Source organism: Acetobacterium sp. MES1, assembly GCF_002237635.1.
In the GTDB taxonomy this organism is placed as follows: domain Bacteria; phylum Bacillota; class Clostridia; order Eubacteriales; family Eubacteriaceae; genus Acetobacterium; species Acetobacterium wieringae.
Map to the genome: position 1 here is coordinate 57916 of NZ_MJUY01000013.1, position 24401 is coordinate 82316.

General features: G+C 51.0%; 18 protein-coding genes. 15 read left to right on the forward strand and 3 right to left on the reverse strand.

All coding sequences use genetic code 11. The annotated features are described in order from the left end of the window. Positions 1–57 precede the first annotated feature (57 nt). Complete coding sequence (locus BI182_RS04205) at positions 58–2208, reverse strand: lectin like domain-containing protein (protein WP_286805757.1); 2151 nt, start codon at positions 2206–2208, stop codon at positions 58–60. 548 nt (positions 2209–2756) lie between these two features. On the opposite strand from BI182_RS04205, the gene BI182_RS04210 reads away from it, so the two are divergent. The 8 genes from BI182_RS04210 to BI182_RS04245 all read left to right on the forward strand — a co-directional run bounded on the left by BI182_RS04210 (position 2757) and on the right by BI182_RS04245 (position 15827). Further along, positions 2757–5411: a methyl-accepting chemotaxis protein gene (locus BI182_RS04210; RefSeq protein ID WP_148636558.1), complete on the forward strand. Its 2655-nt coding sequence runs from the start codon at positions 2757–2759 to the stop codon at positions 5409–5411. A 445-nt stretch (positions 5412–5856) separates the two neighbouring features. Continuing rightward, positions 5857–6480: a hypothetical protein gene (locus BI182_RS04215; RefSeq protein WP_286805760.1), complete on the forward strand. Its 624-nt coding sequence runs from the start codon at positions 5857–5859 to the stop codon at positions 6478–6480. Between the two features lie 311 nt (positions 6481–6791). Continuing rightward, positions 6792–7478, forward strand: coding sequence for a RadC family protein (radC, locus tag BI182_RS04220; protein ID WP_286805762.1), 687 nt, complete (start codon positions 6792–6794; stop codon positions 7476–7478). Positions 7479–8125: 647 nt separating this feature from the next. Further along, positions 8126–8551 (forward strand): hypothetical protein, encoded by a 426-nt coding sequence (locus BI182_RS04225; RefSeq protein ID WP_286805764.1) that lies wholly within the window; start codon positions 8126–8128, stop codon positions 8549–8551. A gap of 384 nt (positions 8552–8935) precedes the next feature. After that, complete coding sequence (locus tag BI182_RS04230) at positions 8936–10891, forward strand: DNA polymerase (RefSeq protein ID WP_286805765.1); 1956 nt, start codon at positions 8936–8938, stop codon at positions 10889–10891. A 293-nt stretch (positions 10892–11184) separates the two neighbouring features. Next, positions 11185–13650: a DNA primase family protein gene (locus tag BI182_RS04235; protein ID WP_286805767.1), complete on the forward strand. Its 2466-nt coding sequence runs from the start codon at positions 11185–11187 to the stop codon at positions 13648–13650. Between the two features lie 643 nt (positions 13651–14293). After that, positions 14294–14686, forward strand: coding sequence for a hypothetical protein (locus BI182_RS04240; RefSeq protein ID WP_286805768.1), 393 nt, complete (start codon positions 14294–14296; stop codon positions 14684–14686). A 103-nt stretch (positions 14687–14789) separates the two neighbouring features. Next, a complete protein-coding gene (locus tag BI182_RS04245) occupies positions 14790–15827 on the forward strand; it encodes a hypothetical protein (protein WP_286805769.1) in 1038 nt (345 codons plus the stop codon). A 39-nt stretch (positions 15828–15866) separates the two neighbouring features. Here BI182_RS04245 and BI182_RS04250 read toward each other — a convergent pair whose 3' ends face one another. Then, positions 15867–17297 (reverse strand): DNA cytosine methyltransferase, encoded by a 1431-nt coding sequence (locus tag BI182_RS04250; RefSeq protein WP_286805771.1) that lies wholly within the window; start codon positions 17295–17297, stop codon positions 15867–15869. Between the two features lie 371 nt (positions 17298–17668). On the opposite strand from BI182_RS04250, the gene BI182_RS04255 reads away from it, so the two are divergent. The 6 genes from BI182_RS04255 to dcm all read left to right on the forward strand — a co-directional run bounded on the left by BI182_RS04255 (position 17669) and on the right by dcm (position 22484). Next, positions 17669–17890, forward strand: a complete 222-nt coding sequence (locus BI182_RS04255) for a DUF1659 domain-containing protein (protein WP_286805773.1) — start codon at positions 17669–17671, stop codon at positions 17888–17890. Positions 17891–18151: 261 nt separating this feature from the next. Further along, the gene (locus tag BI182_RS04260) at positions 18152–18376 is read left to right on the forward strand and encodes a DUF2922 domain-containing protein (RefSeq protein ID WP_286805774.1); all 225 of its coding nucleotides are present in this window, start codon (positions 18152–18154) and stop codon (positions 18374–18376) included. Positions 18377–18868: 492 nt separating this feature from the next. After that, complete coding sequence (locus BI182_RS04265; RefSeq protein WP_286805776.1) at positions 18869–19414, forward strand: D-Ala-D-Ala carboxypeptidase family metallohydrolase; 546 nt, start codon at positions 18869–18871, stop codon at positions 19412–19414. Then, the gene (locus BI182_RS04270; protein ID WP_286805778.1) at positions 19395–19796 is read left to right on the forward strand and encodes a phage holin family protein; all 402 of its coding nucleotides are present in this window, start codon (positions 19395–19397) and stop codon (positions 19794–19796) included. Before BI182_RS04265 ends, BI182_RS04270 begins: the two co-directional genes overlap by 20 nt. Before the next feature lie 261 nt (positions 19797–20057). Next, a complete protein-coding gene (locus BI182_RS04275; protein WP_286805780.1) occupies positions 20058–20783 on the forward strand; it encodes a hypothetical protein in 726 nt (241 codons plus the stop codon). A 498-nt stretch (positions 20784–21281) separates the two neighbouring features. Further along, positions 21282–22484: a DNA (cytosine-5-)-methyltransferase gene (dcm, locus tag BI182_RS04280; protein WP_070369900.1), complete on the forward strand. Its 1203-nt coding sequence runs from the start codon at positions 21282–21284 to the stop codon at positions 22482–22484. On the opposite strand, the gene BI182_RS04285 is transcribed toward dcm, so the two are convergent. Beyond that, positions 22469–22921 (reverse strand): very short patch repair endonuclease, encoded by a 453-nt coding sequence (locus tag BI182_RS04285; RefSeq protein ID WP_286805782.1) that lies wholly within the window; start codon positions 22919–22921, stop codon positions 22469–22471. The two genes, dcm and BI182_RS04285, sit on opposite strands and share 16 nt — an antisense overlap. 247 nt (positions 22922–23168) lie before the next feature. On the opposite strand from BI182_RS04285, the gene BI182_RS04290 reads away from it, so the two are divergent. Then, positions 23169–24371, forward strand: a complete 1203-nt coding sequence (locus BI182_RS04290) for a type II restriction endonuclease (RefSeq protein ID WP_070372313.1) — start codon at positions 23169–23171, stop codon at positions 24369–24371. Positions 24372–24401 lie beyond the last annotated feature (30 nt).

Consider the following 24401-nt stretch of genomic DNA (forward strand, 5'->3'; position numbering starts at 1 on the left):
GACCCCTTGGTCATTGGTCGGTACGGTATTGTGCGCCGACCTCAGCCCGGTCAGTGGTCAATTGGCTACCTGATAAGGCGGTTGCTCGGCGGAGTCAACACTAAAGTAGGTGCCCTTGGGGGCGACCTCGATCTGGATCGCTTCGAGGCGGTAGCCGTAGCCGGAGGTACCAGCCATTTCGCCGTTTTTACCCCAGCCCATCCAGCCGAAGTTCTGGCAATGGACCCGGTAATAGACATCAAAGAGGTCGGCGTCGGCGCCGACTAACTGAATTTCAATGGCTTCCAGCCGCAGACCCATGCCGGAGGTGCCACTGACTTCTTTGTCGTAGTGCCAGGGGGCCCAGCCGATGTTCTGGATATGGGTGCGATAGGCGACGCCCAGGTCGTAGCCGGATTGGACCAACTGAATCTGGATCGCTTCCAGCCGTAAACCCATGCCGGAGGTGCCGGAGACTTCGCCGTTTTTGCAGTCATACTGCCAGCCCACGTTCTGAATATGGGTGCGGTAATAGACATCTACGTCGGAAGTTGCGGCACCTTTTACAGTAATCGTGTAGCTGGTGGTCTGGCCGCCGACGGCAATGGTCAGGGTTTTGGTGCCGGTGGTGGATGAATCAAAGCCGCTGACATTGGCGGCTGTCACCGTTTCGGTCCGGGTGGAACCATCGCTGTAGCTGCCGGTGACCACCAGACCGGAAAGATCCAGGGACTCACCCAGCTGATAGACCAGCTTATTGGCTGGGGTGGTAATGGCAATGCCGGTTAAGGTGACGGCGCTCTGGCCGCCGGTAAAGGCCTTGATACAGACATTGTCGCCATCATTGGCGCCGGTGTCATACCAGTTGCCATTGAGGTCATAGCTGATAAAGCTTTCCCCGGCATTGGCTCTGGCCTGGCTGGTATAATTGGAAATGACCGTTTCCATCGGAATCGGCGAACTGGCCTGGGGACTTACGTACTTGATCACCACCGAAAATTTTTGGTTGGCGGTCAGTCCCACTGGGGTATTGAGTTTTACGGTGTAATAGCCATCTTGGGCAAAGGTGACAGTCTGGGTGGTTCGCAACTGACCGCTGCTGGGGTTGCTGGCGGAAACGTCGGTATAGATCCGGATTTCAGCGGTGGTATTGGGGCCAGCCGAATAGGTGGAAATGGCGGTCAGGTTTTCACTGGCGGCGGCGGTAAAGATATTGGCTCCCCAGGCTGACCCGTCGGGAGTGTTGTAGCCCTGGGATGCCGTTCTACCCAGGGGATCATACTGGTAGATGCGGTTGTAATTAGTGGTGGCTTCGGCATTGTTAAAGGCAGCTAAGGAATTGGTGGCATAGGTGTCGTAGTAGGAGAGATAGAAAAAGCCGTCGTCACCCCAATCGCTGCCCCAGCTGTTCTTGATGATCCAGGCGCCGTTTCCCGGCGGTGGGGTGGCAAAATTGCTGCGGTCGTAGTTGTCATCCCAGCCGACCACCAGCACGGCGTGATCGGTACCGGCTGAGCCATTGTAGTAGAGGGCCGAGGTGTTTTGGTTAAAGTAACTGGGGTTATCCACAGCGCTGGCGTAAAGGGAGGTAAAGACAGCGCCGCCATCCATCAGCGCCTGCTTTAAAGCGGTAGCTGATTTGGGCAGAAACTCAGCCTGCTGGATGTGATAAATGGGAGCCAGACCGGTTTTTTGGCCGGTGGGGTAGGGGTCGCTGCTTTCACTGACGGGACCGTTCCAGCGGGCCATGTAGGCCAGCGACATGCTGGCGTTGCCGCCGCTTTCGGGGCCGTTGTCAAAGCCGTGATTCCAGCGGATGTTATTTTCGGACAGATCGGCGGTGACAGATGGTCGCAGGGTCGATTCCAGCGAGCCAAGGCTGGCAAAGGTCCAACAGACGCCCAGGTTACCCTGATGCTTGACAGGGGTGAGGCGGCCGGTTAAGCGCAGATCATAGCTGGCCGGGAAGCTGGCGGTGTCGATGCTGTCGGTGGCCTCCGTTTCGACCCGGTTAAGCGGTTCGGGAATATAGCCCAGACCATAACCGGTGGCGGTGGCGGTCGGAATCGATCCGGCTTCCAGATCGGACAGATACTGGACAAATTCGGGGTTTATGGGGGCTTGGGTAAGGGTGGGGGGATCATTCGCCCAGACGCCGGGCGAGACGATCAAAAAACTGGCCAGACCAATGAGGAACACGGTTAAAGCGTGCTTGACTCGTCGTTTCATTTTGAACATCCTTTCTTTTATCCACAATCAGGTTGGGTCATTGCAATACTGCCGTAAGCGTTGCGATCAGTTTTTCACGAAACACTTTTTTTACGGAAGGTCGTCGAGACGGTACTCAAAGCAGCCGATGGTGAATGCTTTTGATTTCACAATGACCGAACGATCCGGTGTGAATGAATTGGGCATGACAACAAAAGATCATATGGCGCATTTATCCGAATGGTTGTTATAAGTGATATACCACCATCCTGAGGGTTTATTCTTGACCGCAACAAAAATGTGGGAACCATTAGGGTAAATATTTGTGCTTTTTTGAAACAAAACAAACCAGCACTGGGTGGTATTCAAGCAATTGCAGTAAAAATTTACAGTGATTTTTTATTGTAAAAGGATAGAAATTTGTTCTGAGAAGGGATATAATAAGAATGATTGTAGAAAATTTAACAAATGGTGATCTGATACGTGCTTGAGCGATCCGGAATGACCGCATGAATAGAACAAAAAATTTTCCAGGGCACAGCAAAGGATTACATGGAAGGGGATTATGTATGAACGACGAACAAAAACCAATGATTGATCCGGTGACCGATGCCACTGCCGGCCCAGAAACGGCGGCGCAGCCAGTTGCAGCTCACCGCAAATCGCGGATATCGACCAAGCTGCTGTTATTGACAACCGCCTTGATTGGACTGGGGGTGCTGGTACTGGCGATGCTGGCCATTAATCTGGGGGCAGCAGCTTTAACCGATCCAGCCACAACCGATGTTCAGGTTACGATTGCCAATCTGCGCAATCAGATTTTACTCTGTGCCCTCGTTATTATTTTAATTGGCGGAGCCTGCGCCTATGTGATGGCGCACACGTTTTGCAGACCGATTACCCGCATCAAAGAAGTGGCCGATCAGGTGGCACTGGGAAAGGTTGAGGTGGATTTAGAAATTGCTGCCCATGATGAACTGGGTGATTTAATGGGGTCTTTTGAAACCATGATTCAAAACAATAAAGACCTGGCCGAAACCGCCAAACGAATAGCCCAGGGCGATTTTGCCGTGGAAATCATCCCCCGCTCAGCCGATGATGTGCTGGCGTCGTCGATGATTGCGGTTCGCCAGGAAATGAATCGGGTTCACGATGCCATCATCAAGTTTGGCAATGCCGCCACCGACGGTCAATTGAACTACCGGGGCAATACCAATGAGTATGCGGGTGGTTATAAAGATATGATTATTTCTTTGAATAATGTCATCAACACCTTTGTCAAACCGCTCAAGGTTGCCAACAAGGCGATTGAACGGATCGGCAACGGGGTGATTCCACCAAAAATCACCACCGAATACAAAGGTGATTTCAACGATCTTAAACGTAACATCAACGCCTGCATTGACGGACTGGGAGCCTTAACCGAAACCGGTGATGTCATTTCGCGCCTGTGCCTCAATGATTTTTCCGCCCGGGTTGAGGGCAACTATTTAGGCATCTATGGCGATCTGGCCATATCGGTCAATGAGATTCACGATAAGCTCAACTATATTCATGCCATTGTCAACAATGTCGCCAATGGGAATATGGGGGACTACGATGAGCTGGTCGCTACCGGAAAACGTTGTGATGCGGATGACTTTATACCCAGTCTGATTCAGATGATTGAAAATATCCATGCCCTGGTCAGCGAAGCCGATCAGATGACCCAACTGGCGGTTGCCGGCGATCTTGATCATCGTGGTGATCCCGCCAGGTTCTGTGGTGATTATGCCAAGGTCATTGCTGGTTTCAACCAGACTCTGGATGCGGTGATCGAACCGATTCAGGCAACTGCGGAAGCCTTGGATGAACTGTCAAAAGGAAATCTGAGCTTTACCATGACCGGCGAGTATCAAGGGCAGCATGGCAAAATTAAAGAAAACATGAACCGCACCATCAACTTCTTAAAAAATTATGTGGCGGACATTACCGAATTGCTGCAGCTGATCGGTGAGGGCGATCTGTCCCAGGAAATCCGGGCTTATTATCATGGCGACTTTAATGCCGCCAAGCTGGTCATCAATAGTATTACCACCAGTTTAAGTGGATTTATGAAGGAAATTGATGATTCCGCCGAACAGGTTAATGCGGGTGCCATCCAGATATCGGACGGCGGTCAGGCCTTAGCCCAGGGCACCACCGAACAGGCCAGTTCGATTCAGGAACTCACCGCGTCGATTGAAGAAGTGGCGGCGGAAACCAAACGTAACGCCAAAAATGCCAACGAAGCCAACCAGCGGGCCCAGGAGGTGCGTAGCAATGCTGAAGTGGGGAATGCACAAATGGCCAAAATGGTCTCGGCCATGGTCGATATCAACGAATCCTCCAAAAATATTTCCAAGATTATCAAGGTGATCGATGACATCGCCTTCCAGACCAATATACTGGCCCTCAACGCGGCGGTCGAGGCCGCCCGGGCCGGACAGCATGGTAAAGGTTTTGCGGTCGTGGCCGAAGAAGTCCGAACGCTGGCGGCCCGCAGTGCAGAAGCGGCTAAACAAACCACCGGTCTGATTGAAGGTTCCATCGACAAGGTGGCGGCGGGCACCAAAATTGCCGATGAAACCGCCGAAAGCCTGGTTGAAATTCTCAATGAAATCGAAAAAGTGACGGGTCTGGTCGGCAACATTGCCCGGGCCTCCAATGATCAGGCCACCGAGATCGCCCAGATTACCAAGGGAATCGAGCAGGTCTCCGTTGTTGTCCAAAGCAACTCGGCTACTGCCGAAGAAAGTGCCGCATCGGCCGAAGAGCTTTCTGGTCAGGCTGAAATACTAAAACAAATGATCAGTAGCTTTAAACTTAAGAGTAAAAAACAAACCAGTACCGAGGACGATAACAAGGCACTGCTGTTACTGGCTGAACTGGCCAAGCAGGCGCCAGTCATCACCATGAACTGGCAGGCCCAGGTGGACACGATTGCCGCTGAAGTGGTCCCAATGGGGTATCAGGACATCGCGGTCATGGATCTGGACGGTCATGCCAAGTACATAAACGGTGGCGGCGAGTTTGATGCCTGGGGTGAATTCTGGTATGAGGCGGGCTTCAAGGGCGATACGGCCATTTCTGAAGAGACGATCAGTAAGGTCACCAATCAAGCGGTTATCTTTGATGTTGCACCGATTAAACAAAGTGGCCAGGTGGTCGGTCTGCTGGTGGGAAGGCGGGCACCTCAGCAATAGCCGTAGGCTTAAAAAAAAAGCAATCAACAGTCATACCGCCTGGAGACAAGTAAACTGCTTGTCTCCAGGCGGTTTTTTTATGGTCGGAGCGATGTTGGCTGATTAAACTGCCGGGGCGGGGGTATCAATAAAAACATCCACTTACTAATCTAAATTAGGTAATTGCGAAATGAAAAAACACTTAACAATGGTTGCTTTGGGTTCAGTTTCCACAACAATAAGAAATCGCAATGCGAATTTCTTATTGTTCGCGGGCAGTCGCCAACTACAAGCAAGCTTGTGATTGGCTCGTTGCCTTCACGAAAACAATTGTGTAACGTGTAGGCGAACAGTTCAGCAAACTGTACGCCGTACAGTGTAGCAATTGTTTCGTGCGAAACTGGGCGCAAAGCTCACGGCAGTTTTGCAATTACCGATAATCTAAATAATAAAGGGGGAACTGTTGATGCGATCCTTAAAATACAAACTGGCACCGCTGGGGGCTGCCCTGGTGCTAGGGCTGCTGCTTGGTGGCTGTGGCACCGCTACGACTGCCACCAATAATCCGACCAAAATAGCGGAAACGACCGTCACCACCACGGTTAATCCGGCCAAAGCGGCGGCGGCTCAGGCGGCCATGAAATTTTATCTGGCGGTGACCCTGGATCAGCCCCGAGCCCAGCTTGAAGCGATGCTGGCGGTTCCTGGGGACGTTCAGGACGATGGCCAGGTGGCCTATCGGGATCCGGCAAACGGCTATGGGGTTCTGATCCGCTTTGGCGAAGACGATGCCGTTTTTGCCAAACGGCTTTTACCGGCGGGCCGATCCCCGGAACTGGCGGTGCTCAACCCCTTTCCGGTGACCGACAAACAGGCCTACCGGATGGCTGTCGGGATGCCCTTCTACGAGGTTCAGGATGTGATGGGCAGCGATGGCATTGAAGTCAGCCTAAGCAAACCGGAAGCCGGCAGTACCAGGCAGGTTACCGGGTTGGGCTGGTTCAACCCCGATGGCTCCTATGCGGTTGTTTATCTTAACCTGCCCCAGGGTCTGGTGGTCGGATCAGAATTTGTGGCTGGCCCCGCCTGACCGTCCGGTCAGGTTGTTGATATACCGTACCGACCAATTGTTAATCTGTTGTACGCTGCGGAATCGGACAGGCTACGCCGTGTCCGCTCCGATGCGTAGGGTCTGACCCCTAGGTCACAACATGATGTAACAATTGTCGGTACTGGGTTATCTTTTTTGACAGTCTGAGGCAGCTCCTGGGGGGCTGCTTTTTTTTGCGCTTCACAAAAATTGCCATCAGGCCAATTTTATGTTTGCATCCGAGGGTAGATGGCTTATAATGAAAGCAATGCACGCCAACGGCAAACGGTGCATCAGGAAAGGGAGACGCTATGGATAAAAAGCCTAAAAACCCCCATCAGGGTCACCGTAAGCGGCTTAAAGCCCGGGTCATCAGCGAAGGAATCGACAATTTTGAGGACCATCAGATTCTGGAGCTGCTGCTGTTTTACGCCATCCCGATGAAAGATACAAACGCCCTGGCCCATCGGCTGATTAGTCATTATGGTTCGCTGGCCGGGGTTTTTGACGCCGATCCCCGGGATCTTAGCGCGTTGGTCGGGGTCACCGAAAACACCGCCCTGCTACTGAGCCTGATTCCGGCGCTGGCCCGGCGCTACCAGCAGGGCAAGCTGGCACCCAAGGCGGTGCTTGGCAGTACCACCGCCGCTGGCGAATACGCCCAAACGTTATTTACCGGGCGGCTTAACGAGGCATTCTATGTGATCTGTCTGGACAGTCAGAACAAGGTCAACCAGGCGACTCTGCTTCATGAAGGCACCATCAACGAAGCCCCGGTTTATCCCCGGCTGATTGTCGAAACTGCCCTGCGCCATCAGGCCGCCAGCATCATCCTGGCCCATAATCATCCCGGCGGCAGCCAGCGGCCCTCCCAGGCCGATCTTGATGTCACCCGGAGGATCAGGCAGGCCACCGAGGCCATTGCCATTCCGGTGGTGGATCATATCATTGTGGCCGGGGATGGCTATTACAGTTTTGCCGAGAACCGGGTCTTGTGAGGGGCGAAGATAGACTATCTATGAACACAAATAATAAGAGGCAGGTAACACGATGGCCGATACTAAACTAAAGCTGCTCCGAGTGCTGGAAATCCTTCAGGAAACCGACCGCAATCCTTATTCGGATAAAACCCGGTTCAGGGGGAAGTCTACGGTAAACACTATAAAAAATATCAGACCAGTTTTAAGCTGTCGATGAGTTAGGGGGAGGGTAAGGTACCACGGCATTGGCTGAAGTTTAGAGAGAAGAAGGTTTTGAAAAGGGGATCGAAGAAGAAACCCCTTTTTTAAAATGGCGGTCAAAGTCTTGTCTAGAAATTTGGGATGCTGCCGACAGAAATTGTCGGATTTTTTTATTTTTTGAAAAATGATGTTCCTCGGTTTCCTCATCTGACTGTTGCAATTGTCTAAATTGATGCAGGGGTAAAATATTGATTATTACGACGATAGCAAATAAATATCAGCAAAAGTTGCTGAAAACGTTTGACATCTTTGTTATAATAATTGTATTCAATGCACTAGGCATTGCATGGTTATAGATTGAAAGGAGGATAAAGGTAGTTTGTGGCAAAGAACCGATGGTCAGTATTCGATTCGGTTTATACTCGTTCAGCCATCGGTGACGTAACGAAAGCGAGGGTAAAGAAATGCACGTCAATGGAAATGGAAAAAATACGAATCAGGATTGTGGGCTGGCGGAAAATGAGCTGGGCATTACGACGGTCCGGTGTCCCCATTTAAAAACCTGCCGATTCGGAGCGATGAAGGCAAAACAGGCCCGGGTCCGCTGTCGTGGGGTCTTGTGCCGGGTCAACCATTGGGAAGCCTGTCTGGTGATTGGGTTTAAATGCCTGCGCTCGCGTGAGCGGATTCTGGTTGAAGTCAAGGGCAATGCGATTCGCCATATTCCCCGGACTTCAAGTGAACATCAGGAAGTGCTGCCGCAGCTCAAGCAGCTGTTCTGTGAGGCCTGTAAGCACCGGGTGCTGGATTACCACGTTGTCTATGGGGATGCGATCGTTGATGTGAAATGCAGTCGTGATGGGCAGTTTTCTTCCCATGGGATCAAATAATTAAAAAGGAGGACGGTTTGGCGGGAAAGCCAGACCAAGGGAAAAAGGACAATTAAAGAGTGCTGATGTGAAATGATACTGAGTTAAGATGCGCCTGTTTTAACAGAGTGACTAAGATACCGGATGTTCGCAAATTTAGGGAAGTGGCCCAGGAGTTTGTGTACATGCGGTTTTTTTGCGTGGGCTTGGGCCCGCTGGGGTGCGTGGTCGGAGCCGACCATTTATCAATCTGTTGTTCGCTGCGGGATCAGACAGGCTATCGCCGTGTCTGCCCCGATGCGTACAACATGATGTGATAAATGTCGGCTCCTGTATCAAGGTTTGTTTTGGGCCCTGTAAACAGGTTTCCTGTGGTCACTTCCCGGCAAATTAGAAAGGAATAAAATGAAAACTAATTATCGGATGACAAGAGATGTAGCGGTAGTGGCGGATTATTTAGGGGATGCTGTGATCATTGCCTTTGATTTTGAAACGGCCCCCCAGACGGCGTGGCGGGATGATCCCAGGGCGGCCCTGGACCCCCATCGGGGGGAGATTGTCGGGGTGTCGCTGGCGGTGGCGGCCGGTAGTGGGGTGTATCTGCCGCTTCATCACCGGGATTTTGATAATGCCGATGCCGATGCCATGTTTGATTTTCTTGCGCGCCGGGTGTTTGAAAACGCCGGGGTTATAAAAATTGCCCATAACCTGGCCTTTGAGGCCAAGTTTCTGCTGGCCCGGGGAATTAATATGGTGGCGCCGGTCTACGACACCATGGCTGCGGCTCAGCTGGTCTATAAGGAAGAAGGGCATTTTCGGCGGCTGGCCGATGTGGGGTTAAAAACCCTGGCTAAGGATTGGTTGGGGCTTTCGCTGCCCCGCTTTGTGGAAGTGGTCGGGCTGGGCAGTTTTGCCGATCTTGATCCCCGGGCGCAGCCCACCATCGACTACGCCTGCAGTGATGCCGATCTGGCCAGGCGTCTGTATTTTCTTCTAAACGACTGGTTTTTGGCCAATATTCCGGCCCATGAAGGCCTGGTAAAAGGCATTGAAAGTCCGGTGGCGCTGTTTACCGCCCGGATGGAATTAAGCGGCTTCCGGGCGGATGCGGCGGCCATTGCAGCGGCATCCGCCGTCTGTCGGGAGCGCCTGGGGATTTACCGGAACGATCTGGAAAACGGTGGAGCTCGACCGGTGCGGGTGGGCAAAAATGCCGCCACCAATGATCTGTCGGCCTATCTTTTTTCTGATCTGGGCCTGCCGGTTAAAAAACGTACCGACACCGGCAAAGCGGCTTTGGATGAGGATGCCATTAAGCAGCTGATCAGCCATTGCCGGGAAGAGGGGCTGCCGGCGGTTGCCTATCTGGAAGCGATTTTAGCCTACCGGGGGCTTAATAAGCTTTATAAAACCTATGTGCTGGGGCTGGAAGAGCAGATTAATCCGGTTACCGGGGCGATCCACACCCAGTTGTTCCCGCTGGGGACGGCCACCGGACGGTTTTCGTCGGTCCAGCCCAATTGTCAGAATCTGCCGGCAGGTTCGGCCCACGGCATTCCGGTTCGGGATTTCTTTATAGCCCGGCCGGGCACCACGCTGGTGGCGGTGGATTACAGCCAGATCGAGCTGCGGATCGGGGCCTGGTTTACCGGGGATGCCAACCTGCTTCGGGTCTACCGGGAGGGTGGCGATATCCATGCCGTCACCACGGCGGCGGTCTATGGCATCACCCTGGCCGAGGCCGGGGACAAGAGCCATCCCGACTACAAGGCCCGGCGGTCGGTGGCCAAGAATATCAACTTTGGGATTTTTTACGGCCTCTATCCCCGGGGGCTTCAGGAGATTCTGCGGGTCAAGGCCGGGGTCAGCTTAAGCCTTTTGGCCTGTGAAGCGATGATTTTTAATCTCCGGCGGGCTTATCCGGGGCTTACACCCTGGCAGGAAGCCACCCGCCAGGCTGCCTGTTACTATGAAACCGTCGATACGGCTCTGGGCCGGCGCCGCACCCTGCCGGGGATCAATGCGCCGGAACCGGGACTTTCGAGCCATTATGAGCGGGCCGCCCTGAACCACCCGATTCAGGGGACGGCGGCGGATATTTTAAAACTGGCGATGGTGAATCTGGAGGCGGGACTGGGAGACCGGCCCTATATCAAGCCGCTGTTGACTGTTCATGATGAGATTGTCTTTGAGGTAGCGACCCCCCGGCTGGCCGAGGCCATTGCCTGGATCACTGACGTCATGACAGCAATGCCCTTCCCGGGCTTTGATGTCCCCCTGGCGGTGGAAGTTTCCGTCGGCCAGCGCTATGGGTCGCTGGTGGGGTGGCAGCCGGGGATTAACGGGGCGACTAAGGGTTAGTGGTTGGAGCCGCTGCGGAATAAGGGATTGTGTCACCCTGACGTACCGACCAATTGTTAATCTGTTGTTCGCTGCGGAATCGGACAGGCTTTGCCATGTCCGCTCCGATGCGTAGGGTCTGACCCCTAGGTCACAACATGATGTGATAAATGTCGGCCCCTGAATCAAGTTTTTGCCGTACCCGGCCGGTGTTTACCGTACCAACCGGCGGCATAAGTTTGTAGGGGCGATCCGTGATCGCCCGGAACCGGTTGGGTTACCAAACCGGCTGAATGAATAGATGGAGAAAAGTGATGAAAGAGAAACGTGAGAGTGTGAAGAATAAAAAAACAACGATCTGGGAGGCGGTCACGCCGCTGGATATTGATGTGGCGGCCTTTCTGGCCGCCTTTCATGACGGGCCCTATGGGCTTAGGAGCTTTGCCGAGGGGGCTGGGGGCCGTGGCGGCGGCCGCAACAAGACAGTGACGGCGGCGGAACTGGCAGATGGCACCCTGCTTCAGGCGCTAAAGGCCGAGAATGATGGCGAACAGCGGGGGATCTTTTTTGTGGTGAACCCCGGCGGCCATCGGGACGTAGAGATCACCGGGGTGGCGGCCCAGTTTGTCGAAGCCGACGATCTGCCGCTTGATCGCCAATGGGACAACCTGATGGCCTTTCCGCTGGCCCCGTCGATTGTGGTGCGAACCCGGAAATCCCTGCACGGCTATTGGCTGCTGACGGAGGAAGTGGGGGATAAACCCACTGATATTATAAATATGGATAAATATAGCGATGTATTTGGGGAAGAATGCGAGAAAATAGCCACTGATATCCGTAAAAATGCGAAGTCAGTGGCGATAGATCACACCGCCGACCCTGCCAGCCTGGCCCGTTTCACTCCCCTCCAGAAACAGCTGGCGGCCCATTTTGGCGGTGACCCGGTGATTGCAAACCCCAGCCGGGTGATGCGGCTGCCGGGATTTAACCACCATAAGGCTGAGCCACTGGCGGTTTGCTGTCTGCTGTTTGAACCCGGGAGGCGCTACACTCAAGCCGATCTGGCGGCGGTGCTTAGTGAACTTCATCCCGCTGATCCCCGCTTTGGGGTGGGGGGCGCAACGGGTAAAAAAGCCGGTCATAAAGACCGGGTAACCCTTTCTCTGCCCCGGGGGGATTTTGATCTGGAGCAGCTGCTGCGGGGCTGTGATTTTATAAAGTATTGTCAGCAGCAGGCCGCCACCCTGCCGGAACCGCTGTGGTATCCGATGATCACCAATCTGGCCGATATCCCCGGCGGCGAGGCGGCCATCCATCGGCTGTCGGCTCCCCATCCCGGTTACAGTGTCGCCGCCACGACAGCCAAAATTGAGCAGTACCGTCGTTCGGGCACCGGGGCCTTCACCTGTGAAACGATTCTGGCCTGGGGCTTTAACTGTCCCCGGCGGGGCCAGTGTCCGGCCCGGCGTCCCCAGGATCTGGGTCAGGTGCCACCGCCGCCCTGGTATCGCCAAACCAGAACCGGGTTGCGGCTGATCCCCGGGGTGTTGGCCAACGCCCTGGCGGCTCATAAAAACATTTTTTATTCCCGGCAATGCTATTATCAGTATCTGGGTGGGGTCTATAAAAAAGTTGAGGAGCTGCACATCAAGCATATCATCCGCAAATACCTGCGCACCGATGACGTCGGGATGTATCAGATCAACGACATTCTGGGCCAGTGGACGATGGAAATCCTCCGCAGTCCCGAAAACTTGAATCAAAACACAGCCATGATCAATTTAAAAAACGGCCTCTATGACCGGGGGACTGGTACCCTTAGGCCCCATGATCCCCAGCTGCTCTCAACCATTCAGCTGCCGGTGCGCTATGATCCCCAGGCGACGGCGCCGATTTTTGCCGCATTTTTAAACGACTGTCTGGACCCGGCCAGCCAGGTGGTGGTGCAGGAGCTGTGCGGCTATCTGCTGGTGCCGGAAACCCGGGCCCAGAAGGCCTTTGTGCTGGTGGGGGAAGGGGGCGCCGGTAAATCGACCCTGCTTCTGGTAATTCAGGAGCTGCTTCTGGGGGCGGCCAATGTGGCCAATATTGCCTGGCAGAATCTTGGCGAGACCTTTCTGACCGCCGAGCTGGACGGCCGACTGGCCAATATCTTTGCCGATCTGCCCTCCCGCAGCATCGAAGACAGCTCGCTGTTTAAGAGCATCACCGGGGAGGACTGGCTGACCGCCCAGCGCAAAAACAAGGATCCCTACAGCTTTAAGACCACCGCCCGACTGGTCTTTTCCTGCAACAGCATCCCCAAAAATCTCGGCGACCGCAGCGAGGCCTTTTACCGCCGCCTGGTGATCATCCCCTTTGGGCCACCCAAACCGCCTGCGCAGCGGGATCTCCATTTAAAGGATAAGCTTAGCCGGGAAGCCCCGGGGATTCTCAACTGGGCCCTGGTGGGCCTTACCCGCCTGAGCCGCAATGGCTATCGCTTCAGTAGCTCCGCCGCCAGCGAGACGGCCCTGGAAAGCTATCGGGTGGCGGGCAGCTCGGTGCGCTCCTTTGTGGCGGATTGCTGCCTGGTGGCGGACGGGCGGCAGGTCTCGGCAGCCCAGCTCTACCACGCCTACCAGCAGTACAGCGGGGCCTCGGGCTTGCGGCCGGTCAGCCAGAAACGATTCTTTATGGAGTTGAAAGAAAGTTGTGGGATGGTGGAAAAAACGAAGGAAAATATTACCAGACGGTCAATGTATAGCGGTATTGACCTCACGGAATTTGCTGATTTTTAAAGGGGATGCACGAATTGATACAAAGAAGCGAAATCGTTATTTCAAAAACCCCCAAAAGAAGGGGTTTGGAAGGGATTGAGAAGGTCACAAATGGCTTAGCGAAGGCTTTGGAAGGGGTGGAAGGCTTTTTTTGCAAACTCAGCGCTAGAGAAAAAAAGAGAATAAAATATATACACGCGTTTTTTTACCCCCAAACACCTTCCACCCCTTCCAAACGTTGGATACCGCCAAAAATAACGGCCCCCGCCCAGTGGCGGTTAAAGGATTTTTAGTTGCTTTATAATGCTGAAAAAAACGGCATGCATCAGCCTGTAGGGGCGGTCATTGACCGCCCGGAACCCTTGGTTAGAAACTTAACGTCGATTGTAAAATCTTCGCCGTGGTTCGGGCGAACCCGGTTCGCCCCTACAAACCCAATCAAAGCCAGGCATCATTTCGTCGGGGCGGTCCGTGACTGCCCGGAAAGGTCGGTTGCAATGCAAAAGGCAGTCTTAAAATTGACGGCGATGTGCAGGCGAACCCGGTTCGCCCCTACAAACCCAATCAAAGCCAGGCATCATTTCGTCGGGGCGGTCATTGACCGCCCGCCCCCTTGGTCTCACAGTACCCCCCACCACCGCAACCATCAGAAAGGAGCTCTCCCATGTCCATCAAAACCATCAAAGCAGAGATCACCGAGCTAAAGGCCCGGATCTGGCGCCACCGCCAGTATCTGGCCCACACCCAGAAACAGCTGGCATTGATCTACCGGGCCACCCCGGCCCCGGCCCATCGCAGCCGCACCCGGCTGCAAACCCTCCGGGCTGCCATTGACCGGGACAGCCGTCGGCTGGAAGGGCTTTATCAGGCCCTGATCACCGCCATTGACAGCCAGCCAACCCCCCAGATTAAGGAGCTGCTGACCCGCCGCTATATCAATGACCAGCCCTTTGCCGAGATTGCCGACGCCATGGGCTATGATCTGCGCTGGGTCTACCGCCTCCATGCCCGGGGGCTGGGGCTAGCGAAACGAATAAAAAATAATTCAGAACCTTGATTGCGATAAAACCGTGATATAAAATTGTTTTGTGATATGATAAAATATGACTGCTTGTTATCGGTATTCTGTGATCACAAAAATTCAGAGAAAGAGGCGCAAAATGAACAAAGAAGAATTCAGAAAAACCATCGAAAAGACGATTAAAATTTTAGAAAAAGAATCACAATCATCTACTATTGACAATTGTAAGGGTGGAGAGGACTTTGAACCCATTGTAAAAAATGCGGTTCACAAAGCCTTGAATCATTATGGTTTTGTGGTGGACATTGATTATAAACCGAAAAGCCATCGTTTCCCCGATATCATCTTAATCTCAAAAAATGGTAAATATGGGATTGAAGTTAAAAGTTCTACAGGTAACGGAAAGGCCTGGCGTATTAATGGCAACAGTGTGATGGGTAGCACCAGCGAACCCGATCTGATTGAAACAGTCATCATTTTTGGCAAGTTATCAAAAGGAAATTATCAATTCAGAGCTAAAAATTATGAAGCGTGTGTCGCTAATGTTGTGGTAACCCATAGTCCGAGATATGCAATTGACATGGATATACCGGAAGGAAAAAATTTCTTTGAAATATCCGGAATTCCCTACAAAACGATGGTTGAATCTGAGAATTCAATCGGTTTGATCACCGACTATTTTAAAAAAGAAGGCCAGAAAGCCTGGTGGCTCACCGAAAGCACCCCCGCCGCCATCCGATTTTTCAGAGATTTATCCGATCCGGAAAAAGAAAGCTTAAAAGGCTATGCTTTTGTCCATTATCCGGAACTTTTTTCAAGTGATAATAAAAAATATTTCCGCTTCACCACCTGGTTGGCGACGGAGCAAAGTATTATTGATCCCAGTTTACGAGACAGTTTTTCAGCCGGAGGAAAAACGACGGTGAAAACATCGAAGCATGTTTATCCAAAGCGTCCCCGTATATTTGAGACCCTCCATAAAAACAGAACTGCAGTGATCGCTGAATTAAAAAATGCGGATTCCGAATGTTTAAGTGCGGATTGGGGTGTGCCGGTTTCTGACAGTTTTTCTCAACGACAAGAAACCTGGATCGGGTTGGCAAGCGCTCAAATCCAGAAGGAGAATCAGACTGACGGCAATCTAAAAAAAATGCTGGCAGAAATCATCAACGACTAATCGATAAACCAGGCATGCTGCGATAACAGTGTTCCTGGTTTATTTTTTAAAGTACATATCCCAATTGTTTTCCAGCCGTTTAGCCAGGTGATAACCAAGCAGCGGCGGAACGGCATTACCAATGAGTTTATAGGCATCGGATGCACTCACATTTTTTAAACCCTTAACGGCAGGCAGGATGAACTCATAATCGTCCGGAAAGGTCTGGAGGCGGGCACATTCCCGGATTGTCAGGCGTCGTTCCGGTAAGCCGGTTGCCAGTTCATCATGGTGGGTGCCGCCATTTTCCTGACTGAGTCGCCGATATTCAATATTGCCGTGATGCTCGGAACGAATCGTTGGGCTAACCCCGTCCAGGTTTATTTCAATTTGTCCCTGACAGTGCTTTCCCATGAATTTTGCTTTTGAATATTTTTGTTGGGCAGGGTCATTTGACTGTTGAGGTTCGGCTAAACCATCAAGGGCCTGACGGGTTGTTACCAACGGTTTATAATCCGCAGTTGGAAAGGTCGCATGGGTTGGGATCGGATAGGGATCGTATTCCGATGGGATGATCGGGCAGGTTAAGGCGGCTAAGGCTGTCGGTTTTAAAGCCGATTTCCTGAAGCCAAAAAAAATCACCCGCTCCCGGTTTTGGGGGACACCAAACTCTGCTGCATTCAAAACCCGGGCCGGGATAACCAGATAACCACCATCGCACACGTTTGCGAAATCATGCTCAATAATTTCTTTAACATCGTTGAGATTGGTCAGACCTTTGACGTTTTCGGCAATAAATACACGAGGTTGAACAAGTGCAATGACTTCTCGCATCCAGATATAGAGTTGGCCGCGGTTTTCAATTGAGGGATTATCCAAGTTTTTGTTTTTTCCGGTATGGGACTTATCCGAATCAAAGCCCTTTCGTTTACCGGCAACTGAAAAATCCTGACACGGGAAACCACCGGTGATCACGTCGATGTTGGACGGGAAAATAGGTAAATTATTTTCCTTTTGCAATTTGACCAGATCCACAATGCTTTCTAAATAATAGGTTGTACTGGGGGTGCCTCTACTTCTAAAATAGTTTAACCAGGCACTTTTTGCATCAGCTCGGATATCATTGGCAAAAACGGTCTGAAAACGAGTTTTTTGAAGGCGTGACCAATGCTTATCGATGGTGCGGCTATTCCAATCCGGGTTAATTTTCTTATTGATCGCTGCATTTAATACCGAAAAACCCCCTTCAAAACCAAGATCCATCCCACCGCAACCAGAAAACAGCGATAAAACCCGGAGTGGTGGTTCAATGGGCTTTGTTTTTACACCCGGTTTCAAATGAATAGGCCTTGTAGCCTGGGAAGGGATAAACCAGACGCCACCTTGCTTAAAGGCGCCAGGAATGCGTCCTTCTTTACAATATAATTGAATTTTTCGGGGTGATACTTCCCATTTTGAAGCGATGTCGCAAACTGTTAAAAACCGATTCATTTCACATTTCACCTCTTTCTGTTTAATACATTCTATTCGTTTTGACGAAATAAGTCAAGTAAAAAATCCTTGGAGGGGAAGGGATAGCAGTCACGTATAGCCGTCATCCTGACTTCAACATGAACGATGTGGATACGTTTTAACCCAAGTAAAACCATGGTAACAGTTTTTTAATGAAGGCAACATTGTCAGTGCCAGGCTGATTGAAAAGAATAACAATAACGATGTAATAAACGAAAAGTCAACAAGCCTCCTGGATAGGGACTTTTTTTTGATTGCAACTAAACACTGAATATAATCTGCAACACGCCATTTAAAGCCATCTAAGCTTAATGCTACACTAAAGACAAATACAGAAGGGAGGTACACAGATGGCAGTAACCACTGATTTTCTGGAACAGAAGCTCCAGATCCGCTCCAACCACGGCATGGTTGATGGCAAGGAAAAAATTACCAGCCGAACCTACGGCGATGTCAAAGCCGCCGCCACCGATGCCGACATCTATGATGTGGCTGTGATCATTGCCGGGCTGCAGCAGCCGGTGATGGAAGAAGTCATTAAGCAGGAAGTAAGCCTGATCACGCCGGTTTAAGGCTGATGATGAACGACGCATTAACAAACATCCGTGAGCTTTGTTGCCGGTTTGCGCGAAACACTTCCTACACTGTACGACGTACAGTTTAGCGACTGTTCGTCTACACGTTACAGAATCGTTTGCGAAACCGTCACAAAGCGACGACTGTTTGTGCGTTAAACTGCATCATCTTGCGACAAGCCATGCCGATCAATTGTCGGCACTGGGGTTCGGCTGGCATCAGCTGAATGATTCAATCTAACAGAAAGGAGGAACTAAATGGCAGCAAATACCATCTTGCAACTGACCTTTAAACGGTCGGATCTGAAAACCACCACCATGTCGATTCCCAATCCCAAGCCGGGACTGACAGTGGATGCGGTCAACACCGCGATGACGGGGATCATTAGCAAAAACATCTTTGCCCCCGACGGCATGGAGCTGATCTCCAAGGCCAAGGCCGAACTGGTGGTCACTGATACCACCACCTTTAGCATGAGCTAGGAGGGGGGCAGAGGTTTCGGCTGGCAGCCGTACCGACCAATGACCAAGGGGTCAGACCCTTGTTAATCTGTTGTTCGCTACAAGCTCGGACAGGCTATCGCCGTGTCCGCCTTGATGCGTACAACATGATGTAACAATTGTCGGTACTGGTTTTACTTCTGAAAACAAGGGGTCACCGGTTTCGGTGACCGGGCGAACACGGTTCGCCCCTACACACCAGCAGACGTATTGATTCGAAACACCTGGCTGATGCATCATCCCGTAGGGGCGGTCATTGACCGCCCGGGAACGTCGGTAGCAAAGCAAACGCTGATCTTAAATTCACGCTGATGTCCGGGCGGGTATGCCGCCCCTACACACCAGAAATTGACGGCGTTGTACACTAAATAATAACACCATGCATCATCTCGTAGGGGTGGTCATTGACCGCCCGGAACTGTCGGTGATGGCCGAAATACCATCACCAAAAATAAAAACCAGAAAGGAATACACATGAACCCATTTTTAAAAAAAGTCCAGGAAGCCCTGGCCGCCCGGGGCTATGCTCCCGGGCCGATTGACGGCCGGGCTGGGCCCAAAACAACCAAGGCGATTAAAGCCTTTCAGCAGGATGCCGGGCTGGACCCGGATGGCCAGGTGGGGGTGCTCACCGAAAACCGCCTCTTTACCGAGGCGCTTGGCCGTATCTCCTTTGACAGCGACGGTTCGACCCCGCATTTTGCCCGGGAGGAATTTGCCTGCGACTGCGGTGGCGCTTATTGTGATGGTTTTCCGGCGGAAATGAATCTGGAGCTGCTGTTAAAGCTCGAAGCCCTGCGCAACGCCCTGAACGTCCCGGTGATCATCACCTCCGGGGTCCGCTGCCAAAGGCGCAATAGTGAAGTCGGCGGGGTCGACAACTCCCGGCACCTGTTTGGCCAGGCCGCCGATTGTTACGCCCCGGGCATCGCGATTGCCACGGTGGCCGCCATCGCAGAAAGCCTGGGTCTGCTGGCGATCCGTTACGAGGCCGAAGGCTTTGTCCATCTGGCGGTGTAGCTGGGCGCTGCTCGGGGGTCTCCTCGGTCAGTTCCTCGGCGGTTGGGACGGCTTTCTTTTGTGCCTGACCGCCTTTGTGGTGCTCGACTATCTGACCGGGGTGCTGGCCGCCGCCTGGCATCTGCGGCTGTCCAGTGCCCGGGGGTTCCTCGGTATCCTTAAAAAGGTACTGATCTTTATGGTGGTCGGCATCGGCCACCTGCTGGATACCGCCCTGCTGGGTGGGGCTGGGGCGCCATTGCGCTCGGCGATGATCTTCTTCTACCTCGCTAACGAGGGTCTGAGTATTTGTGAAAACCTGGCCGTCCTCGGGGTCCCGATCCCCAAACGCCTAAAACAGGTGGTGGCCGAACTGGGGGAGGAGGATGATCCCCCCGGCTAGCACCAGCACAAGCTCATCATTTCATCGCAACCCCGATCTGGTTCACACTGCCAGATGGGGGTTTTTGGTTTTTATCAGAAGAATATAATCGCATTTTCAAAGGAAATAACTTATAATAATGACAAAGAAGCTGAACGTTTGAAATCGGCATGGGCCCGCCGGCCATCCGGTTCCTGACTGGTAAAGGCGTAAGTCATGCGCACCAGTTTTAGAGACTGATGCCCGAAAGTAACAGATCCAACCCGTTTTTAAGGAGGTTTTATGATTAAACAGGTTTTCCGTTGGTGGTTGCTGGTGTTGTTGCTGCTGGCTGCTGGGGGATTGATTGCCGGCTTGCTGATCGGTGCAGAGCTGGTCTGGGGGCTGGCGCTGGGCTTTTTGGTGTTGTTGCTGCTGCTGGTTCCGGTGCTGGTGATCCGGGCCCAGCGTCTGGGCCGGTCGGAAACCGACCCGGTACTGGTGAGCTGGTCTTATTCCCGGGCCGAAGCCCGGCAAGTGGCCCGGGATCTGCTGGCCTGGCAGCGCCAGCGAAACCGCTGGCTGGCACCTTTTACGGCTGGCTGTCTAGCCCTGATCGGCGGTATTTTTGTGGTGGTTCTGCATCAGCAGTTTCCCGAACCGCCGCTCTGGCAATGGCTGTGGTTGTTGCTGCCGGCGGGATTGCCCTGGGTCATCCGGGGTCTTTATCACCTTTATCTCCGACAACAGATTCTGACGGCCCCCTGTGAAACCCGAATCGGCCGCCATTTTCTGATCTGGGGCAATGTCCGCCCGGTTTTTAATCAACGTGATACCCTGACGGCGGCGGCGGAGTGGCTTTCAGAAAATGATCGGCACTACCTGAAGCTTCACTATCACAGTACCGAGCGGATGCGTTACGGCAAGGCGGAATTTGACGATCAGGTCCACCTGCTGATTCCGGCTGGCCGTGACAGCGACGCCCGGGCCGTGATAAAAGCGCTGCAAGATGACCAACGGCGTGGTTGATACCACCGTTGTGATAACAGGCCCCGGCTAACGCCATCACAAGCCGATCATTTCATCCCCCATCCGGATCACACTGCCGGATGGGGGGGTGCGATTTTACGCAGCACCGATATAATCGCTTTTTAAGAGAAAGCACATATTTTTAATAAACCTCGAAAACAACGCCATGGCCAAAACCTATAAGATGACGGTGCAGCGGTCTTTTATAACGAAAGCGATATTATACTGGAAATTGATGTCGATGATCTCTACCATAGTTTTAAAGCCTTCTACGAAAAAGACGGGGTGGTATATATTTATACTGACCGATATATGTTGTAAATCGGGAAAACCTGGTGATCACTTATAAACAAATTGATTTACCTGTCAAAATAAATTAAAGATAGATTGTAATAAATCTGCTGTACCTGTTGGGATTTCGTTATATCTCTTGTCTTTTTATTTGTAAAACGCTATAATGGGAATAAATAACTACGAAATTATTCCCAGAGGTGAAACATGTCCAAACAGATAAATCTACATTTTGAAGATGAAATATATGGTTTGTTGAAAGAATGCTCAGAAAAATATGAGATCAGTGTGCAGGGAGTCGTGCGTGAAGCAGTGCTGCATATGCTCAGTAACAAAAAAAGTGCCACCGGCAAGGCGTTTACATTCATCGATCTTTTTGCGGGTATTGGCGGGATGCGCCTGGCGTTTGAAGCAAACGGTGGTGAGTGCGTGTTTTCCAGCGAGTGGGATAAATATTGCCAGAAAACATACTATGAAAATTTCGGGGAAATGCCGGTGGGCGATATCCGCCAGGTCGATGAAAAAGAAGTACCGGATCATGATATACTGGTGGCCGGTTTTCCCTGCCAGCCGTTTTCGATTGCCGGGGTATCCAAGAAAAACAGCCTGGGCCGGGATCATGGTTTCAAGGATAAAACCCAGGGCACGCTATTTTTTGATGTGGTCCGGATTCTGGATGAAAAACGGCCTAAAGCGTTTCTGCTGGAAAACGTGAAAAACCTGAAAAGTCACGACAAGGGACGTACCTGGGACATCATCATGAAAACACTGGATGAGCTGGATTACGAGGTTTTTCCATACATACTGGATGGCCAGGGTTTTGTCCCTCAGCATCGGGAGCGGGTTTATATCGTCGGGTTTGACAGACAGAAGTTCGGTCAGGAAATAGATTTCGATTGCAGACTCAATAAGACGGAGAAAAAGCCGGTTCTCAACGATATTCTGGAACGAGAAGTGGACGCCAAGTATACATTGTCAGATAAACTGTGGAATTACCTGCAGGAATATTCGCGCAAGCATAAAGAAAAAGGCAACGGTTTTGGCTTTGGTCTGCCGGATCGTTACGGGGTAACCCGAACCCTCAGTGCCCGTTATTATAAAGATGGCTCGGAAATCCTGATCTACCAGGAAGGGAAAAACCCCAGACGGCTGACACCTCGGGAATGCGCCAGACTGCAGGGATACCCGGAAGATTTTAAAATTACGGTATCCGATACACAGGCCTACAAGCAATTCGGTAATTCGATTGTGGTGCCGTTGGTTGCTGAAATTGCCAGTAATATGATCGAATTTATTGAAAATCCTGAAGGCCGCAATGGGAACGTCCAGCTGAAGTTTGACTACTTTGGTGAAAGCTTCAAAAGAGGACAACCGGGTCAAACCGCTCAAACAGTTCATATTTCCAGATAATCAAAATCATTACTTTTTATAAATTGAATGATGACTTCCAGCATTTCGTCGCAGAAAGGCTGGCTTTTCATCATTTTTTTTATTGTACATTCCCAGATAATCAGGATGCGGATACCGGTCGCTTTCAGGGTGGCAATGGTACGTACATCTCTTTGGATATTGACCGAAAATTTTTTTTGCCAGAATTCGGAATTCGTTTTTGGTGTTGTGGCGTCCTGACAGTTTGGGTGACGATGCCAGAAACAGCCGTTGATAAAAACCGCAGTAGGATTCCTGGTGAAATAGAGATCCGGGGTGCCGGCGATTGCTTTGTAGTTTACCCGAAAACGCAGATTACGCTGATGCAGAGCTTTACGAATAAATATTTCTGGAGAAGTATCTTTTGATCTGATTTTTGACATATTTACACTACGACGGGCTTTGCTTGTTTTATCCATAAATACAAATCACCTCCAGGAACAATAGTAAATTAAAATCCGTTTACTTACTGTTCGTAATATTATTGATAATACCATAAAAATATGATGAACGTCTGAAATATCGAAAAAATCAAACATGTTTTCTGAAATAGTGTTGAGTATCAGATGTCATAATGCTATTATTAATTCAACATAGAATGATTTGATTCATTATTTTAATATAAATAGTTCAGAGTTAAAACAGATTGATGATTGGAGAAAATGAATGAAAAAAGGGTACCTTTCACAGTATTTCAAAGCAGTGGCTCAAAAAGAACTGAGCGCAGTGGAAGTGGATAAAGCGACCAGTAATCAACACGAATTTAATGGGGCTGTTGCTCTGAAAAGAATTTTTGGGGCGACACGAAAGGTTTATCCGGCCCATTTTATCTATTTGAATGATACTGATGAATGGCCGAACGTTGAGGAGGGTTTTTTGACCTGGTATGATGCCAGGGAAAATGATCCGAAACGTTCTGAATACAGGTTGTATTATTCGACTACTGAGGCATTTTCCCAGGCTTCTACCGGGGATACTCTTTTTCTGGCATTAAGACCTGATGATCATGTATTGGTAATTTTTACCGAAAAAGACTCAACAATTGAAAATCAGATCAGATGGCTCTTCGGCCTCGAAGAACCTGCTGAATCGGACTATTCTGTCAGAGCAGACTTTGATAAGGAACATAACCGTCTTGATTTCACTTCAAAATACATTCTGGAGCAGATAGGCATTACCATTGAAGAAGATGGCGAACAGTATCTGGAGCTGATCCTTGAAAAGTTCAATGGCACCTTTCCGAAAACAAGGGTATTTTCTGAATTTTCCCGGTCTACAGTAAATATGAATCTGGGAGAAAGCCCGGATGAGCTTATTGTTAGCTGGATGGAGCGTGAAGAAATGCTTTTCCGGACTCTGGAGAAGTATTTGATCAGGGAGCGACTTAAAACCGGATTTGAAGACGATGTGGATGCATTTATCAGTTTTTCGCTATCAGTGCAGAATCGACGTAAGAGTCGTGCAGGAAGTGCACTGGAAAACCATGTGGAGTGTCTGTTGCAGAACAGAGGAATACAATATGATAGGACAAAAAAAACGGAGAATAACTCGAAACCGGATTTTATTTTTCCATCAATCGACGCCTACCATAATCCCGATTTCAGCACAGATCTACTAACCATGCTTGGTGCAAAAACAACCTGTAAGGATCGCTGGCGACAGGTACTGCCGGAAGCAGAGAGGATTGCACATAAGCATCTGATTACCATGGAAGCTGCAATCAGTGAGAATCAGACGGATGAAATGATCTATAATAATGTCCAGCTGGTAGTGCCCAGACCGCTGCATCAGACTTTCAACACAAAACAGCAGGCCTGGCTGATGGATGTCAATCAATTTTTTGAGTTTGTAGAAGAACGGCAAAGGTAGATAGAAAAATTTATACCCAGAATATATTAT

Coding starts and splice junctions, on each gene's coding strand:
- BI182_RS04205 (WP_286805757.1), bottom strand. CDS start 2,208: ATGAAACGACGAGTCAAGCACGCTTTAACCGTGTTCCTCATTGGTCTG.
- BI182_RS04210 (WP_148636558.1), top strand. CDS start 2,757: ATGAACGACGAACAAAAACCAATGATTGATCCGGTGACCGATGCCACT.
- BI182_RS04215 (WP_286805760.1), top strand. CDS start 5,857: ATGCGATCCTTAAAATACAAACTGGCACCGCTGGGGGCTGCCCTGGTG.
- radC (WP_286805762.1), top strand. CDS start 6,792: ATGGATAAAAAGCCTAAAAACCCCCATCAGGGTCACCGTAAGCGGCTT.
- BI182_RS04225 (WP_286805764.1), top strand. CDS start 8,126: ATGCACGTCAATGGAAATGGAAAAAATACGAATCAGGATTGTGGGCTG.
- BI182_RS04230 (WP_286805765.1), top strand. CDS start 8,936: ATGAAAACTAATTATCGGATGACAAGAGATGTAGCGGTAGTGGCGGAT.
- BI182_RS04235 (WP_286805767.1), top strand. CDS start 11,185: ATGAAAGAGAAACGTGAGAGTGTGAAGAATAAAAAAACAACGATCTGG.
- BI182_RS04240 (WP_286805768.1), top strand. CDS start 14,294: ATGTCCATCAAAACCATCAAAGCAGAGATCACCGAGCTAAAGGCCCGG.
- BI182_RS04245 (WP_286805769.1), top strand. CDS start 14,790: ATGAACAAAGAAGAATTCAGAAAAACCATCGAAAAGACGATTAAAATT.
- BI182_RS04250 (WP_286805771.1), bottom strand. CDS start 17,297: ATGAATCGGTTTTTAACAGTTTGCGACATCGCTTCAAAATGGGAAGTA.
- BI182_RS04255 (WP_286805773.1), top strand. CDS start 17,669: ATGGCAGTAACCACTGATTTTCTGGAACAGAAGCTCCAGATCCGCTCC.
- BI182_RS04260 (WP_286805774.1), top strand. CDS start 18,152: ATGGCAGCAAATACCATCTTGCAACTGACCTTTAAACGGTCGGATCTG.
- BI182_RS04265 (WP_286805776.1), top strand. CDS start 18,869: ATGAACCCATTTTTAAAAAAAGTCCAGGAAGCCCTGGCCGCCCGGGGC.
- BI182_RS04275 (WP_286805780.1), top strand. CDS start 20,058: ATGATTAAACAGGTTTTCCGTTGGTGGTTGCTGGTGTTGTTGCTGCTG.
- dcm (WP_070369900.1), top strand. CDS start 21,282: ATGTCCAAACAGATAAATCTACATTTTGAAGATGAAATATATGGTTTG.
- BI182_RS04285 (WP_286805782.1), bottom strand. CDS start 22,921: ATGGATAAAACAAGCAAAGCCCGTCGTAGTGTAAATATGTCAAAAATC.
- BI182_RS04290 (WP_070372313.1), top strand. CDS start 23,169: ATGAAAAAAGGGTACCTTTCACAGTATTTCAAAGCAGTGGCTCAAAAA.